Consider the following 15509-nt stretch of genomic DNA (forward strand, 5'->3'; position numbering starts at 1 on the left):
TGCTCATCCGGGCCAGCAGGGCCAGCCTGGACAATACGGGCATGGCTTGGACGCTTCACGCGTTTGCGGGTACGCACCGAAAGGTTTTCTTCCTGGTAAATCCTTTCTGTCCGCTTGTGGTTCTGCACCAGCTCTTCCCGGCGCAATAATTCATGCAAGCGCGGAGAACCGAAACGACGTCGGTCATTTGCCAGTTCCAGCATCCGCGTTCGTAAAAGAAGATCACGGTCTTCAGACGGTGATCGCCTGGCTGAACTGCGGTTAAACTGAATCTCTCGGCAAGCCCGCCGCTCTGAGTAGCCATGCGCAGCCTGAATGTGATGTACGGCTTCCCTGTTGGCTGCGGGCTTCAAAAGTTTTTTGAGATCATGTCCTTCAGGACGACGATATCAAGCGCTTGTTCACCTACAAGTCTTTTCAGACGGGCGTTCTCTTCCTCCAACTGGCGCAACACCGCTTGGCATCAGAGATGTTCATCCCGCCAAACTTGCTGCGCCATTTGTAAAAGGTCGCATCCGAGATGCCATGCTGACGGCACAGATCAACGACACGAACTCCAGCCTCGGCTTGCCGCAAAATCCCAATAATTTGCTCTTCAGTGAATCCACTACGTTTCATTTTTGTGCTCCTATGTCAGGAACACTAACTTTTCAATGGCATACTTTTCGGGGGGAGGGTCAAAATCATGAATGGCTCAGCTAGGCAAGACCCTTTATTTTTTACTTACCATTTTCAATGAATTTAAAAAATAGCGAGCAAAATCAGGATATGAATCTACAAGCTTAGGCAATACGGGCTCGACTTTTTCTTCTTCACTCCTCAGTGAATCGTATAAAAGACAATCTGCAAAAACCCCATTGCTTAAATCTTTAAGGATGTGTTCGTATCTTCCTTCAAAATGTTTGTTTATAACATCATAGGCTTCGATTTCCTTCATACCGAAAAGAGACCTATGCTTAAGACGATCTTTCTCGGCAACAAAATATATTCCTTGCTTGTGTCGTCGATATACACTCATTACTTTATTTATGAAGCCAATTTTCCCCTTCTCTGCATGCAACAGGTGCAAATACCAGTCGCCAGGACATAAATCGGATCGGAACCAATCCGGCAATCCTCCACGAAAACGCCACCGATACATAACAGAATTTGTTTGAATAAGATTACACTTAAGCAAATCACTCAAATAATAGAATTGGCAAACTCCACGAGGAAGTTCACTTACTGGAGGATATAAGCGTTCACGTTCTGGCTCATCCTCATACAAAACACGTACAAGATGAAAGCATAGCGATGCAGTTTTATTTTCTTCCAAAAAGTCATACTGAAGTTGCAATTTATAAGGATCAGTAAAATAATCGTCTCCATCACACGAGGCTACATACTGACTTTCAGCACTTTCATAAAGTGCAGCATAATTCTCCCCACCACCAACATGATGTGTATGTAGAATTGGAGTGATAGATCTATACCTGTTGGCGTATTCACGGATAATTTCTTGAGTACCATCTGTAGAACCATCATCAGCAATAATATGCTCCACAGGGAAATTCGTTTGCTGTAAAAGCACGCTCTCAATCGTTTCGGCAATAAAAGCTTTATGGTTGTAAGTCGCTGTAAGCACAGAAACCTTTGGCATGTCAACAACACATATTTTATGATACCCGTGCACACGCTCAACGGCCTGCAAACAGCGCAGTGCGACTTTAGGAAGTTGATGGGAAGAAGTGCGCGCGCCCTTCAAAATACGCTGAGCAAAATCTGAAGATAAAGATTTAGCCAATTCCATAGCCATAGCATCATCTAACAGTTCAAAAGGCTGCCACTTCTTGTAGGCAATATCTCTTTGCTCCAAAGCCTCCTTGAAAAAAACATTTGGATCCATATGTTCGTACAAGCTCTTATCTTTTTTCAAGTACGTTTGCCACAAATCACTTCTTAACTGCGGAGATAATAACGGACTTGTGTTCGTCCCTCTTTCTAAAAAAGCACTTTGATCATACCAAAATAGTCCCGTCTCAGAAACCTCCTTGCATTGGGTGAGATTAATACTTTCAATAAACTTAAGCACCTCCTTTGAAACAAAAGGTAAGATCAGATTATTATTAGAGATTAAACTGACACTATCGTTAGATGAGATGTTAAAAATCTGAAGCAAGTCAGAATGCACATCACTGTTACAACTCATCCCCTTAGCATTACGAAAATGCAATGAACACCCTTCTATCACACTCAATTTTTCAAAACATTCATTCAGAGTTATAATATTTGATAGCTGCTCTTTGATATACTTCCTAATCGAAATATTCCACGAACTACTTAAACTTAAATAACAGGCACTTTCAATTTCGACATCAGGCAATTGAGGATATACAAAGATACGATATTCTGAATCGATGAAGTACTCTTTGAAAAGTTCAACCCAAACTGCAATTTTCAGAAGATCATGTGAGCAATATGACAGATTAATCCCAACAGTATGGATTGTTGTATTTGCATTGCAAGTCGCCAAAACGTCTACTATTGCTTGTCGAGCAGGGCTCGCAACCCTATGATCTCTTAAGAAATTAATATGATTTTCATATGTCAAATCTAATGGGAGATCAAAAGAAGGCACTGAGCAACCAACAATACCGTTCTCATTTAACAATCGAACATTCTGAAGGAAAAAATTACTCATGGATTGCGCAACAGCATACCCTCCAACAAATAAATTTATAAATTTGACCATAGAACGTATTCCAAGGCATCAAAGCCGCAAGTTGAAGAGTTGTATGATGTGTTGTTAGGCTCGATATAAAAATATTGCCTAAACATCAGAAGAAAATTCATGACGTTTACCATAAATGCCCATCCAGCTCGCTTTTGCCCCTAATCTTCCTCCAGTTCCCAAGTACAAACCAACAAAAAATAAATTAATACTAGCCACAAGCAGTTGGGCAATAACATTTTGTCGCCTTTGCGGATAGAAATGTCGAGAGCCACGAAGACGCCAACAATCATTAAAAAACCAAATATCTTCTAGGTACATAACCCATTTAGAGCGCTGCTGTGCAGGGGCAAGCAAGTTCCCCATAAGCATGCGTATACTTTGCGGATAGTATGGACGAACATGAGTTGGATCATAATAAAACCGCTCACCAAGGACAGGACTTATAATTATCAACTTTCCATCAGGTTTTAATAACTCAAGATAGCTATTTATACATGCGGTAAGTGATGCTAAATCCATATGTTCAATAAGATGAGACATAAGAATCACATCATACGATTCTGTCCGAGGGAATTTATCTGGCGTAAAAACATTGTAACCCTGCTCCACGAGTTGAGATACTTGCCGGGGGTTACTGTCAACACCAGTAACTTTGCAGCCCATACGACCCAATATCGACAAATATTTCCCCAACCCGCAACCAACGTCCAACACGGAAGCAGATGAAAACCGTTCAGCAAATAGGTTCACAAGCTGTTTTTCTTCAAAGCGCTGATAATGAGCAAGACTCATAAGCTGTTGCAAATAAGTAGACATAGCCCCCCCCAAAAAAAAATTTATGTAACATGCCTAGATATAGACATTGAGAAAATGCCCAAGAGTGTTTTTGCACACTCAATATCTACAGATTGCAAAGCACTTCAAACTTTATATTTACAAACTTGAAATCACACATCTCGCGACATAAGCAACCTCCTCTCGTGAATAACGGTGGTCTAGGGGAAGCGGCAAAAGATTAGATTCCAGCGATCGCTCAAAAGCTTGCATATTTTCAGTTTCGAGCATGCCTGACCAAAACGTCGGAATAAATATTTTCATGTGCAATAGCTTTTCTTTAGCCCTGCTACTATCACCTGGTAAGAGTAAAGGGTAGACCAAAGGGACATCGTCAACTTCCAATTTGAGAGAAAGCATATTCAACGCCCCTAATTCATCATGCAAAATAGCAAAATTTTCACGCCGTTTCTGTGCGCAGCGCATATAATTTATCATGCTTAACAGTCGCTTAGTGACAACTGACATTGCCTGTAACGGCAGAGACTCTATAAGAACTTCATTTAGCAGGAAGTTGGAGTATCCTTGCTCCAAGTCGCCCTCTGCTCGTTGCAGCAAGTGACTACAACGTCCATTGGAACAATCTTGCTTAAGAGTGAGTGACAAGCTTTTATTGTTAACAATTGCATACCCCCCATCCGGAACTCCAAAAAACTTTCGCGGGGAGTACAGCGCATCAATTCCCGCAGAGTTGAAAAAGAAAGATTGAGAATTGTCTAAAATCAGCCGAGAACGAGTACTTGACAAATGGCGTGCAACTTTACTCTTTAGGCCAAAGTAATTGACATAAAGAAGTGGTATAGGCTCCTGCGGCGCATCCAATGGACAAAGATTTTCATCTATCGAATAATATACTATTCGACAACCTTCATTTTTCAATGCCTGTGGAACGGCTGGGCATATATAGCGGGGTATGGCTAAAGACGAATAGGCATTAACGCGAATGATATAGCGAAGTGCATTGCGGCCAGAGTTTAACTCAACGGCATTAGGATAAAAAGAATAAGGATTTCCCTCTAATTCAAGGAATCCCCCTATCCCACTATTCAAGTTCATAGCACTTTAGCATGTTTGAAATTTCAAGAGGACTATTAAACATCAAAACGTCTATTACTGATAGATTCGGTACAAAAAAATTGCCAAATTGTTTATAGTATACTTGCATCGTCTTTATAAAAGAAAGTGAAATCCCATTTTTCAAAAATTCTTCTTTGTCGTATAGGGATTTACCACCAATGGCATTATAATAAAAATCCCCACCAAGTGATTTGACAAGGCTAATTATCGTTTCTTGCGCTGTTGTTTCTTTTTTCTTATCAAGAAAAGATGATAAAATAATTTTTGTCGTAATACCAAGATAGGAACAAACTTCATTTATCGAATTAACAACAATGTTTGATAAATTATTTCCACATTTACAAACAGCTGACTCGACCATAGGCATTATTTGTTCAAAATATTTAGCTTTTTTATAATTTTGTTCGATCGTTTTTAATAATTTATTTTTTGCTAAATTATTATCCGTCACACAAATTTCATTAATTTTTTTAAAGGGAGACATATTTTGTAGCGGCAGAGTTACATAGTGTTCACTTCCGTTTACTAATATTTTATTCCGATTAATCCATCCATTTTTTATATAATTAACATCATCATACACTACAAAAATATCAACAGCATTAACAAGCTGCCAGTAACCAATATACGGGAAAAAATATGGCTGCATTATTCCTATTTTCATGACTATTAATAGTCCAGTAAGCATTCAAGAGTGTCAACATCAAAAACATAAATACCTTTTTTCTCATAGGCATCTTTGCGCTCGGAAAAAAGATTATCGACAAGAATTGCATTTTTATAAATTATTTTATCAACTTTAGCTTCATGGGCTGCAAGATGAATAATTTCATCAAAAAGCCCCCTGCACAAGTTAATATTTTTAAGGCTTTCATTAAGATCGCCTTCATGCTTTGTGAGCAAAATGATTTTTTTTGAGGAATTTTTACATTGATACAAAAATTGTATAGCTAGAATATTTATTTTATCATTACAAACTAAAGTATCATCGTAATCCATATATACGACGTCGTAATGAATTTTGAGTTTATAAATATTTTGAAGACAGCGACTCAAAGTAACATTCAAAGGTTGAACTAAGACAGAAACATCCATATTCAACGCATCATATGCAGATAATTGTGCAAAATTTACACCTAACTGCCTGTAGAGCCCCATTGTGCCCGCTATTCGGGTAGAAACTTCAAGCAGCTTCAGCCTTCCATGCGTATCCTGCTTCACTTGAAAAAACCAGAGCCCGCGAAATTCCAACTCTGAGTTGAGAGTTTCAGCTATTAAACGACACTCCTCAGTCATTGGCACAGATCGAGAAACAAAAGATATTCCCATCTTCACAAGATCTCGACTGCGCATACCAGCAAAAAGCAAGGCTCCAGATTTACTTGTAAAACAATCAACTGTGTATTCATTACCTGGCAGGTATTCACAAAGGAGCATGGCTGGATCTTGCAAAACAGCACTGATTTCTTGATCAGAATTAACTATTGAACAGCCTTGCCCCCCCTGCCCTCTAGCGGGCTTAGCAAAGAGTGGGAAGATTGACTCATCTTTTTGTTCAAAACAAATAGGACAAAAAGAGAAATTCTTGAATCTATTGTAAAGCAACCTTTTATCTCTGCAGATAAGAGCAGTAGAGACAGAAGAACCAACCACAAGCGCGTCTATCGACTCTTTGTTCTCCAATAAAAATAAAGAAACGTCATCATGAGTTGGAAAAACCATATGAATATTGTGCTCATGCAGGACTGAGTTGAACGCTTCTAAAAAGTCTGGTGATTGAATGTATGGCAAACCATATATATAGCTTTCAGGCTCATACACAAACGCACTGTGGTCTTCAACACTAGATGCTCCAAAGACTCTAAATCGAGGCGCGTATCGTAAAGAACGATAGAGCTCAAGCGCATTTTCTGCACCCGCTGGAAAAATTAGGATGTTCACAGAATGCTTCATACCTTATGCTCCAGCATCTGCTGATGGAAATCGAGTAGCAGGATGTAGAGTACCACCTGCAAAATTAAAAACGCGCTTATCCTGCAGCTGAGGATGAGCCATAATTTCAAGATACTCTGAATGGTAGGGATGACAAGGATTCAAAACATCTTTAAACCAAAAGACATCGGCAGGCATTGTTCCCCACTGATAGCATGGCCTAAGGATCACTTGATCACATTCCAATTCTTCAAAACTTCGATCAATAAATTCTGGTATCTCTCTGAAATTTCTATCTTGTATGACTAGAGTATTGGTAAAGTGTTTTATATATCCATCTTTGCGCAAGCTGCGTAAAAACATAAGATTGTGCATAAGTTTTTTATAATTCCCCCCCCTTGATATGTGATTATAAGTCCATTCATGAAAACTATTTATGGTAACAATAACCCTAAGATCAACAGTTTTTAAATGTTCTATCCTGGTCCAGTGGGCTTCATCAAAATAAACGCCGTTGGTTTCCAACAGGATGCATAACTCAGGGTCAACTGGGTGGATATTACTCAGGATATCCATCATATAGGCGCTCGCAAAGGGGTCACCATGCCCACTTGTTGAAATCGACTTCGCTGTGTTTAAATATGGGGCAATTCTATCTCGAATAGCACGCATAAGGATATGATAATTCTTAGGCGGACGAAATTTGTCAGGTCGGCATGTTTCACAGTACTGATTGCAGACAAAATCATAAGCAAGATTTATGTGCGTCGGATAGGGCTTGAGTTGAGTTTCGATTGTCCTCTCTGAATCGTCAACATCTGGAAGATTACCATTCTGTAAAAAAGGACAGCCTTCTATGCGACAATGCTCAAAAGAATTGTTCAGAATAGACTCACGCAACATATTTGCTTGGTCGTTTGTCCAAAGCTCATCCACACTTTTTTCAAAAATGTTGCCAATACATCCTTGTGGATTACGCATCCAGGGACATAACATTGCGCGACCATCAAAATAATCAAGATAGAAATATTTAAAAGGAAAATCACAAAATCTCATGACTCACTCCGTTGTGATCGATTAAATTGTGCACCATTCCCAGAAATAATTGCTGACACAAGCCCAGCAATATACTCCATGTCCTGACCAGAATAGCGATGATCGCAAGGCAAGACAATGAGGCTGTCTCTCATTTTTCGCGCATTCGGATCTAGCTCTGAAGGAAACTTTGAAAGCCACATACGGCTAACGCGTACACCATTGTTGGCAAGAGTTGTAACAACGGCTGCGGCCAAAAAAGTCGGTGGCAAAATTAAAGGAAATCCATTGGGGCCAAAATCCGGACTGGGCAACGGCCAAAGGGCAAAGGGGTGCAGTGCGCTATAAAGTGTTTCCCAGTTTGTCCGCCTGACAGAAACGACATCTTCCCAAGGTAAACGGCGCAACAAATTTTGTGTCAGGCGACTTGCAGGGCCTTGAGGCAGCACACTCTGGAACTCTTCAGCAAGAGTACATCGCTGTGCAAACGGGCTTATCGCAACTTTTTCAAACTCCTGACATTTGGCCACAAGTGCCTGAAGATGCAGTCCCTCAGAGTTTTCCGCATGACCAGGCTGCATCCTTGCAACGCCTGCCCCCACCATAATACCACCATCAGGAACCCCCACCACCTTACGGGGACTATATATCACTGCACTGGCCTTGCTGGGTGGGCAGGACAGACACTGCGCGCGATCTTCGACCCACAATAGATTTGGGTAGCTAGTTATTTCGGCAGAAGCCACTGCCGACAGCGGCTTTCCAAACCAACAGATCGTTAAAATCATGTCACCAGGACTAGCCGAAGACAAAAATTCTAAGGAAGGTTCCAGATCACTTTGCAAGGCGTAGTATCTGCAAGTCAACTGCAATTCTGTAAGAGCAGCTACGACATCAGACGGACAACAGGAGGGCACCCAAACACAACGAACTCCATGAGCATAACAAAAAGCAGCTAATGCAGCTCGTGCATTACCAAATGTTGCGTATTCTTGCCCTTGTGTCCAATGGTTCCAAATACTATCTGCAACTTGCGGCACAACTTCAAAATCAAGGCCGTGCCCCCCCCCTAAAATTGGTCTAAGCTCTTGTTCTTTGTTCTGGCTATCAAGCTTACGTTGGTTGCTACTCGTGCATGTCCAAGGCGGGAAAAAATCCCTATTTTCAGGATAAAGGAGCCGAATTGCATCTAACAATGAAGCATTTTCGAGAACTGGTTTTTTTATATAATCCCAGTTTTTGTGGAGCAACTCTCGCAACTGATCCAGTTGTCCTGTCTTTATGCAATTATCTGTTATAGCACGCAAAGCAAGTAAAATTCTTTCTCTAATTTGTAAATGAAAACGGCCATGAAAAAATTTATCCATTAAGCGGTAACACGTTATCCAATCACCACCCTCCTTTTGAAAAAATACCCCTTTATCATGCAGTTGACTGAAGGAATAACCACCGTCATGCCGCCGCCACTTACTCATTGGTTCATCAAAATACTTAATCTTTCCATTTGAGGCGATGAGTAAAAAAAGAAAATGATCAAGCAACATCCGTGGCCTAAACCATGTGGGCAATCCCTTTGAATACTGCCAGCGAAAAAGCATAGAACTTGTATGAAGATAATAGTTGTCAACAACTTCATCCGCAAAAAAAATGCCTTGCCTTATACGTTCGTCATCGGCGGAGCAGTCTTTGTAAATATAATGCGGTGACGATGGCAACGGATTGTCCATATACAACAACTCAACTTTGTGACAACAAACTGTAAAATCTGAATGCTCTTCTAAAAAAGTAACTTGTCGTTGCAATTTATCATCAGCGCTCCACAGATCATCACCTTCGCAAATAGCCAAATATTTGCTCCGTGCCAATGCGAGTCCATCTAGCATGTTCCGAATGCCACGGGTATTATGATCTTGTAGAGAAAGGGTTATATTACTGTATTTTTTTGCCCATTTACTAACGATCTCTCGTGTTCCATCTGTAGAAAAATCATCGCAAATGATTAGTTCAAAAGGGAATGTGGTTTTTTGTGATAAACATCCATTCATAGCTTCTTCAATAAAAGGAGCATGATTGTAAGTAGGCATAAATATACTAACGAGAGAGGAAGATTGAGAACGATTATTCACAGCAAAAGATCCTATTTAATTATTGTTTCAGCAACCCCAAAAAAAATTGTTTCCTGCTTGCACCAAACCAATAATCTACGTGATTGTTCTGCTACAACAGAAACGAATATCTTGCGAAATACTATCCACAATTGATTCTTCCAGCCCCTCGTAAAGTGGTAGGCTTAGAACTCTTCGAGAGACACTTTCCGCAACAGGGCAACTTTGCCGCGTCTTCAAATACGGCAATGAGGTTAGCACGGGATAAAAATATCGGCGTGGGAAAATATTTTGAACATTTAAGCGTTCTTGCACCTTCAGAAGAGTTTTTTCATCATCAAATATTACTGGATAGTAAGCATAATTGTATTCAAGGCCGTCTTGTAGTTTAGGACGACCAACCAAATGGGATGGCAACAAGGCATCATACATCTGACTAAGTTGCCTACGAGCTGCAATGCTACTTTTAGTTTTCTCCAAAAGGCACAACCCCATGGCTGCGTGCACTTCAGAAAGCTTGGCATTAACTCCTAAATGAATATGAGTATCTCCGCTGTGACCACAGGCTCTCATGAGTTTGAGAGACTCCAAGGCTTTTTCTGAGTGGGCAACTATGCAACCTCCTTCCACAGTATGAAAAACTTTAGTAGCGTGAAAACTGCATGTGGAGTAATCTCCGTAATCCAACACACTTTTCCCTCGAAACGTACTACCAAAACACTGTGCGGCATCATAAATTATCGGAATACTCTCTGCAACTTTTGCCATAGCGTCCACATCACAAATGGCCCCATAGACATGAACAGGTACAATACCAGCTACGTCAGTAGCCATATGCTCTGCAACACTAGCAGGTGAAAGGCAGAGAGTTTCTTCGTCAATATCAGCAAAAACAACTTCACATCCAACCCAAAGTGGAGCAGAAACCGTTGCAACATAAGAAAAAGGCGTTGTAATTACTTTTTTTCCTGACAGTCCAGCAACGTGTAATGCCAATTGCAAAGCCAGAGTACCGTTGGAACAAACAGCTAGGTGCTCAATATTCAGCCATTTTGCAAGGTTTTTCTCCAAACACTGGCAAAATGGACCATTATTCGTTAGAAAACGGGTAGAAAAGAGTTGGCTCATATATTGAGCATACTCTGAAAATTCTGGCATCTTTGATCTGGTTACAAAAACTGGATTGTCCATAATTATCTGCTTTCTTAATTGAAGAACAACATTACCCAATGACCACCAGAAGCTCTAATCGGAAAAAATATCATACTCACTGATAGTGTTTATATTTTTAAGCAATTGTGCCTCCAACTGTCAACAAACATTGAGAATTAAAAAAAAATACTTTTTAAAGACAACAAGTTTATAACAAAAAAAAATGACTTTTACTTGCAGAAGTATCGATCTGAGCAGCCCTTCCTGTGTCCCACATATTTCCGGGTTCAGTTTGCAAAGTCCACAGATGTGTGCGGCCAGACTTCATCTAAGACCGCTCAGCAATTTTTTGAATAAAGCCAAACAGATAACCAACTACAACCTGAACGTTTGTGGTACTGAATAAATTTTGTTTTAACTATGTAAAAAAATTTAACTCTACCACGCTAAGGCGTCAAATTCGGACGCCTGTTAAGCTGTAATCAGCAGCTTTGGTTTCATCATCCCGTTTCTGACAAACACCGACCGGGAGAGATAGCCAAAGTTGCGGTTAGAAACGCCCCTGCGGTGATGATTAAACTGCTAGTTTTCCGGCATTATACCGGGGAAAGCTGGCCAAGCCTGATTTTGTAATCGTTCGGAGCTAGAGACGTATATATTTTTCAATCAAAGTACTGGTTCGCCTTGCTCTGCACTGACTTTTCGAGAAATATTTCAGCTTCCAGATATGAGAAGAATGACTCAACCCATGCATTATCCAAGGAGCTACCTTTCCGCGAATGGATTCTTTGGAGACGCAACGCTTCATGCTGGTTATGATATAAATTGTGCGTGTATTGAAATCCTTGATCTGAATGCACAACCGCACCTGGCTTTGCCGTAAGTTTGTCTAGTATGGCGAGCGCTAGAGCAAGGCCATTTCTGAATGAGATGGCGTGAGCCACGACTTCGTTGTTGCACAAGTCTGCACCACAGACAGATAAATAACGCCGCTAGTTGTGGGCAAATAGGTTATATCAGTCGCCAGTTTTTTGTTAGGGAGCTGAACTTTGAAGTTACGTCCAAGCAGATTCGGAAATACTATGCTGCCAGATTTACCAAAGTCACGCCGCCTTTTGCGAATGACAGACTGGATAGCGAGTTTGCGCATAAGCCTCTAAATGCATTTGTGGTTCACGGCAAAGCTTTCGCGGCGTAAGGCCACCGCCATGCGGCGATATCCATAAAATGGTTGCAGGGAATGGATAGCTTTAATATGGGCTGTAATGTCGGATTCACTTCAGCTCTTTGTCCTGCTATTCTCCATTTATAATATGATCTGGACAGTCCAGAAAAGTGTAATAGTGCTTTTAGAGATGAATTAATACACATCTCAACAATTATTTTGAAAAGAATTTTTTTGGGTGCACTCCCCATTCGTGCCCGAATCTGGAGCGATACAACCTTTTCAAGCAGCCTCGCTCTGCTTTTACATAGGCGAGTTCTTCTACAGATGAAAAATTCGTTTTTGGTCGCCCACGATGTTCGGCATGGCTACTTTTACCTGGGTCATCCTCCAACGATTCACCAGAGTTAATCTTAGCAACCCATTCTCGAAGAGTCTTTTTATTCTTGATCCCCAATTCTTCACAAAGTTGCCGATAGCTACGCCCACCCTTAAGAAAAAGCATTACGGCTTCTTTCTTAAATGCAGGTGAATATGTAGTCTTCTTAACGTCGGCCATAAAAAAACATCATGGTTTCAAACTTTAAGCCTAGTGGGACTTTTTTGCTTTGTCGGCTCTACATCAAAGATGGGGGCATAGCATCTCCAAGAAAAAATGGATATACCAAGCAAAGCCGGAATACCCATCAGGGCAACCTTTATTTCCCGACTAAAGAAAAAAAGGCAATGGAAGGATTGTTAATTGACTTGTGGGATTTTGCAATCGAAAAGGTGGTGAGTCTTACTCACCCGGTGTTTGAGGCCAGACGGACTGGCAAGAACACGAGCGCACTGCGCATGCGAAAAGCTACGCATCAAGGACTCATTCCGGCAGAATATTCGTAATATTTCTTGTCATTGCAGTATATTAATCAGGGTTATTCGCTGCCACAAATACCGATGCGTGAGCTGCGGCAAGTATTTTAACACCCGTCTTGCAGGCATAAAAGTGTGGAGCAGGACAACGGAGCTGCTCAAGCGCAACATATTTCAGGCTTACAACAAAGGCGTTGCAAGGACATCGCCGACGAGCACCGCATCGGCGTGGCCTGCGTGGAGCGGTACTACCACCAGATGATGCAGCACAAGAGCAGCCACGGGGCAAACCGCACATGCCCGCGCATTCTGGGCATTGATGAGCATAGGTTTACGCGCAGACAGGGCTTTGCAACAACGTTTTGCGACTTGGCCCGGCGCAGGGTCTTTGATGTGGGTAAAGGGCGCAGCGCCGCTGATATGCGCGACCTTTTGCAATCATTGCAAGACCGCCACAAAGTTAAAATGGCCTGTATTGATATGAATTCTGCATATCGGCGACTTGTGTGGGAATGCTTTCCCAATGCGCGCATTGTTGCGGACAGGTTTCATGTGATCAGGCTGGTGAATCTGCACTTTTCAGAGCTCTGTGCAAGGCAATAGATGAAAAACAACTTGCTCATGGGCGCGGCGGCATGATGCGTCTTTTGCTGACCCGCCGAGATCGGTTGAAAGACATATATAAAAAGCGATTACGATCATACTTTGCGACAGGCCGGACATTGAATCGCTGTACGAATTTTTACATGAAACAGCGGATTTATTACGCGTGCGGGCGCAAAGTGTGGATTCATGCCGCAAATATGTGACTGAATTATTGGACAAACTTGATCAACTTCGAAATCGCCCTTCCCGTCGTTGCGCACCTTGGGCAAGACGTTGCACAATTGGCGGGGAGAAGTGGCCCGAATGTTCTGTTTTACCCAGAATAAAAGGATCACAGATGGTTTTCACCGTAAAATGAAGTTCATCCAGCGGCGTGCGCATGGCTTTCGCAACTTCAAAAATACCGCCTGCGCGCACGTATTTTGTGCTGCTAACATGGCTGAAGAATTGATCAGAAAACTGACGGATAAGCTCCCCATCCAAGGGCTTGCCCCTGCCTTTGGCGCAGAGCCTACCCTTCCAAATATAATTAAAGAAAAAAGGCGCTTACAGCCATAAACTGCAAGCGCCTTTGAATTTGGCGTCACCAACGGGATTTGAACCCGTCTTAGCGGCTTGAGAGGCCGCTGATCTTAATTTTCCATAACTATCATTAATTTTTATTATCTTTCATTTTCAAATAGATAACAAATTAACACTTGCATCTAGTCACATCTTTTGGCAACTAGCAATACATAAAAGGTTGGAAATAAGGTTGGAATTTTTGGATAGGAGAAGTCACTATGGCAGTACGCACACGCATGAAGACGAATTACCCGGGGGTCTTTTACCGAATTGCCCAACGAAAAGGTCGGCCAGGCGAGGAGCGCATATATTACATTGTCTTTAAGCAGGACGGCAAGGTTATTGAGGAAAAAGTGGGGAGACAGTACGCTGATGACATGACTCCCGCACGAGCATCTGGCATCAGGGCTGAGCGCATAGAAGGCAAACGTCTATCTCGCAAAGAAATTCGCCAAGCGACACTTGCGGCCAAGACGGCAGAAGCTGCCAAACCGACTATCGCTAGATTGTGGGATCAGTATCAACAAGCATTTCCAGACAGAAAGGATACGAAAACAGACAGATTGCGCTTCAACCTCCATTTGCAAGATATATTTAAAGACAAAATTCCTAATGAAATCACAACCATTGATGTTGACAAACTCCGCCACAAACTTCTGAAAACGGGCAGAAGCCCACAAACAACAAAGCACGTCCTTGCTCTGCTCCGCCGTGTAATCATGTTCGGCGTAAAAAAAGGGCTATGTGCAGCACCAGACCCTTCAAAACTTCACTTTGAGATGCCCAAGGTTGATAATCAAAAAACGGAAAGCTTTACCGCAGATCAGCTAAAAAAATACTTGGAAGCAATTGACAGGGAGCCTGATCAAGATGCTGCAGCATTCTTACGCCTTGCATTAGTTACGGGAATGCGTAAAGGCGCTCTGATGGCACTGCGATGGACCGATATTGATTATGAAAACGGATTTATTTTGTTGCGAGGCGAGGTTGCGAAGAAAGGCAAATCAGAGCGTATCCCCCTTTCACGCGCAGCACGGGCTATTTTGCAAAACATTTCTTCAACCGAGAGCCCTTTCGTTTTTCCGGGAAAAGGCGGTGAACAACGCAAAGATTTCCGAAAAATTGCTGTACGAGTAAAACAACATGCGGGGCTTCCAGACGACTTTCGCCCTCTCCATGGATTACGTCATGCATATGCTTCGCTCCTTGCCTCCAGCGGCAAGGTCGACCTATACACATTGCAGAAGTTGTTGACGCATTCCAGTCCGCAAATGACGCAGAGGTACGCCCATCTCGCCGATGAGGCGATGCAACGGGCAGCAAACGTCGCTGACGAAATTTACGATATGGACACCAATGGGAGTGACGCTTGCTTATCAAACAGGCTCGCTACAGACCTATCTAATGACTAGCATCTCAAGACCCCCATGCATTGCAGGTGCTCTTTGCACACTCAATTTTGATTACCCCA

The 15509-nt window shown here is 42.0% G+C and carries 14 protein-coding genes and 1 pseudogene; 4 read left to right on the forward strand and 11 right to left on the reverse strand.

Annotated elements, in window-relative coordinates; translation table 11 throughout:
* The 11 genes from JMF94_RS13825 to JMF94_RS13875 all read right to left on the reverse strand — a co-directional run.
* A partial coding sequence (locus JMF94_RS13825) for an IS3 family transposase (RefSeq protein ID WP_240825817.1) occupies window positions 1-203 on the reverse strand: 203 nt, incomplete at its 3' end.
* Between the two features lie 214 nt (window positions 204-417).
* Window positions 418-618 carry a transposase gene (locus JMF94_RS13830; RefSeq protein ID WP_240825818.1) on the reverse strand — a complete coding sequence of 67 codons (201 nt, stop codon included), beginning with the start codon at window positions 616-618 and terminating at the stop codon, window positions 418-420.
* 94 nt (window positions 619-712) lie between these two features.
* Window positions 713-2731 carry a glycosyltransferase gene (locus JMF94_RS13835; RefSeq protein WP_240825819.1) on the reverse strand — a complete coding sequence of 673 codons (2019 nt, stop codon included), beginning with the start codon at window positions 2729-2731 and terminating at the stop codon, window positions 713-715.
* 78 nt (window positions 2732-2809) lie between these two features.
* Entirely contained in the window at window positions 2810-3529 is a 720-nt protein-coding gene (locus JMF94_RS13840; protein ID WP_240825820.1) for a class I SAM-dependent methyltransferase, read from the reverse strand.
* Window positions 3530-3646: 117 nt separating this feature from the next.
* Entirely contained in the window at window positions 3647-4603 is a 957-nt protein-coding gene (locus JMF94_RS13845) for a hypothetical protein (protein ID WP_240825822.1), read from the reverse strand.
* The gene (locus JMF94_RS13850; RefSeq protein ID WP_240825824.1) at window positions 4590-5288 is read right to left on the reverse strand and encodes a WbqC family protein; all 699 of its coding nucleotides are present in this window, start codon (window positions 5286-5288) and stop codon (window positions 4590-4592) included. The genes JMF94_RS13845 and JMF94_RS13850 overlap by 14 nt, the downstream gene beginning before the upstream one ends.
* 5 nt (window positions 5289-5293) lie before the next feature.
* Entirely contained in the window at window positions 5294-6577 is a 1284-nt protein-coding gene (locus JMF94_RS13855; RefSeq protein ID WP_240825825.1) for an ATP-grasp domain-containing protein, read from the reverse strand.
* Between the two features lie 3 nt (window positions 6578-6580).
* Window positions 6581-7612, reverse strand: a complete 1032-nt coding sequence (locus tag JMF94_RS13860; protein WP_240825826.1) for a radical SAM/SPASM domain-containing protein — start codon at window positions 7610-7612, stop codon at window positions 6581-6583.
* On the reverse strand, window positions 7609-9717 hold the full coding sequence (locus JMF94_RS13865) for a glycosyltransferase (RefSeq protein ID WP_240825827.1): 2109 nt from the start codon (window positions 9715-9717) through the stop codon (window positions 7609-7611). Before JMF94_RS13865 ends, JMF94_RS13860 begins: the two co-directional genes overlap by 4 nt.
* A gap of 75 nt (window positions 9718-9792) precedes the next feature.
* Window positions 9793-10887, reverse strand: a complete 1095-nt coding sequence (locus JMF94_RS13870; protein WP_240825828.1) for a DegT/DnrJ/EryC1/StrS family aminotransferase — start codon at window positions 10885-10887, stop codon at window positions 9793-9795.
* A 1340-nt stretch (window positions 10888-12227) separates the two neighbouring features.
* A complete protein-coding gene (locus JMF94_RS13875; protein ID WP_240825829.1) occupies window positions 12228-12572 on the reverse strand; it encodes a transposase in 345 nt (114 codons plus the stop codon).
* Between the two features lie 11 nt (window positions 12573-12583).
* Here JMF94_RS13875 and JMF94_RS13880 point away from each other — a divergent pair, with 11 nt between their 5' ends.
* From JMF94_RS13880 to JMF94_RS13895, 4 genes and pseudogenes are all read left to right on the forward strand, one after another.
* Window positions 12584-12898 (forward strand): hypothetical protein, encoded by a 315-nt coding sequence (locus tag JMF94_RS13880; RefSeq protein ID WP_240825830.1) that lies wholly within the window; start codon window positions 12584-12586, stop codon window positions 12896-12898.
* Window positions 12899-13003: 105 nt separating this feature from the next.
* Complete coding sequence (locus JMF94_RS13885) at window positions 13004-13471, forward strand: transposase (protein ID WP_240825831.1); 468 nt, start codon at window positions 13004-13006, stop codon at window positions 13469-13471.
* 237 nt (window positions 13472-13708) lie between these two features.
* Window positions 13709-13908 (forward strand): annotated as a pseudogene (locus tag JMF94_RS13890) (transposase); the annotation flags it as partial.
* 348 nt (window positions 13909-14256) lie between these two features.
* On the forward strand, window positions 14257-15450 hold the full coding sequence (locus JMF94_RS13895; protein ID WP_240825832.1) for a site-specific integrase: 1194 nt from the start codon (window positions 14257-14259) through the stop codon (window positions 15448-15450).
* Window positions 15451-15509 lie beyond the last annotated feature (59 nt).

It is taken from the genome of Desulfovibrio sp. UIB00, from assembly GCF_022508225.1.
GTDB lineage: Bacteria > Desulfobacterota > Desulfovibrionia > Desulfovibrionales > Desulfovibrionaceae > Desulfovibrio.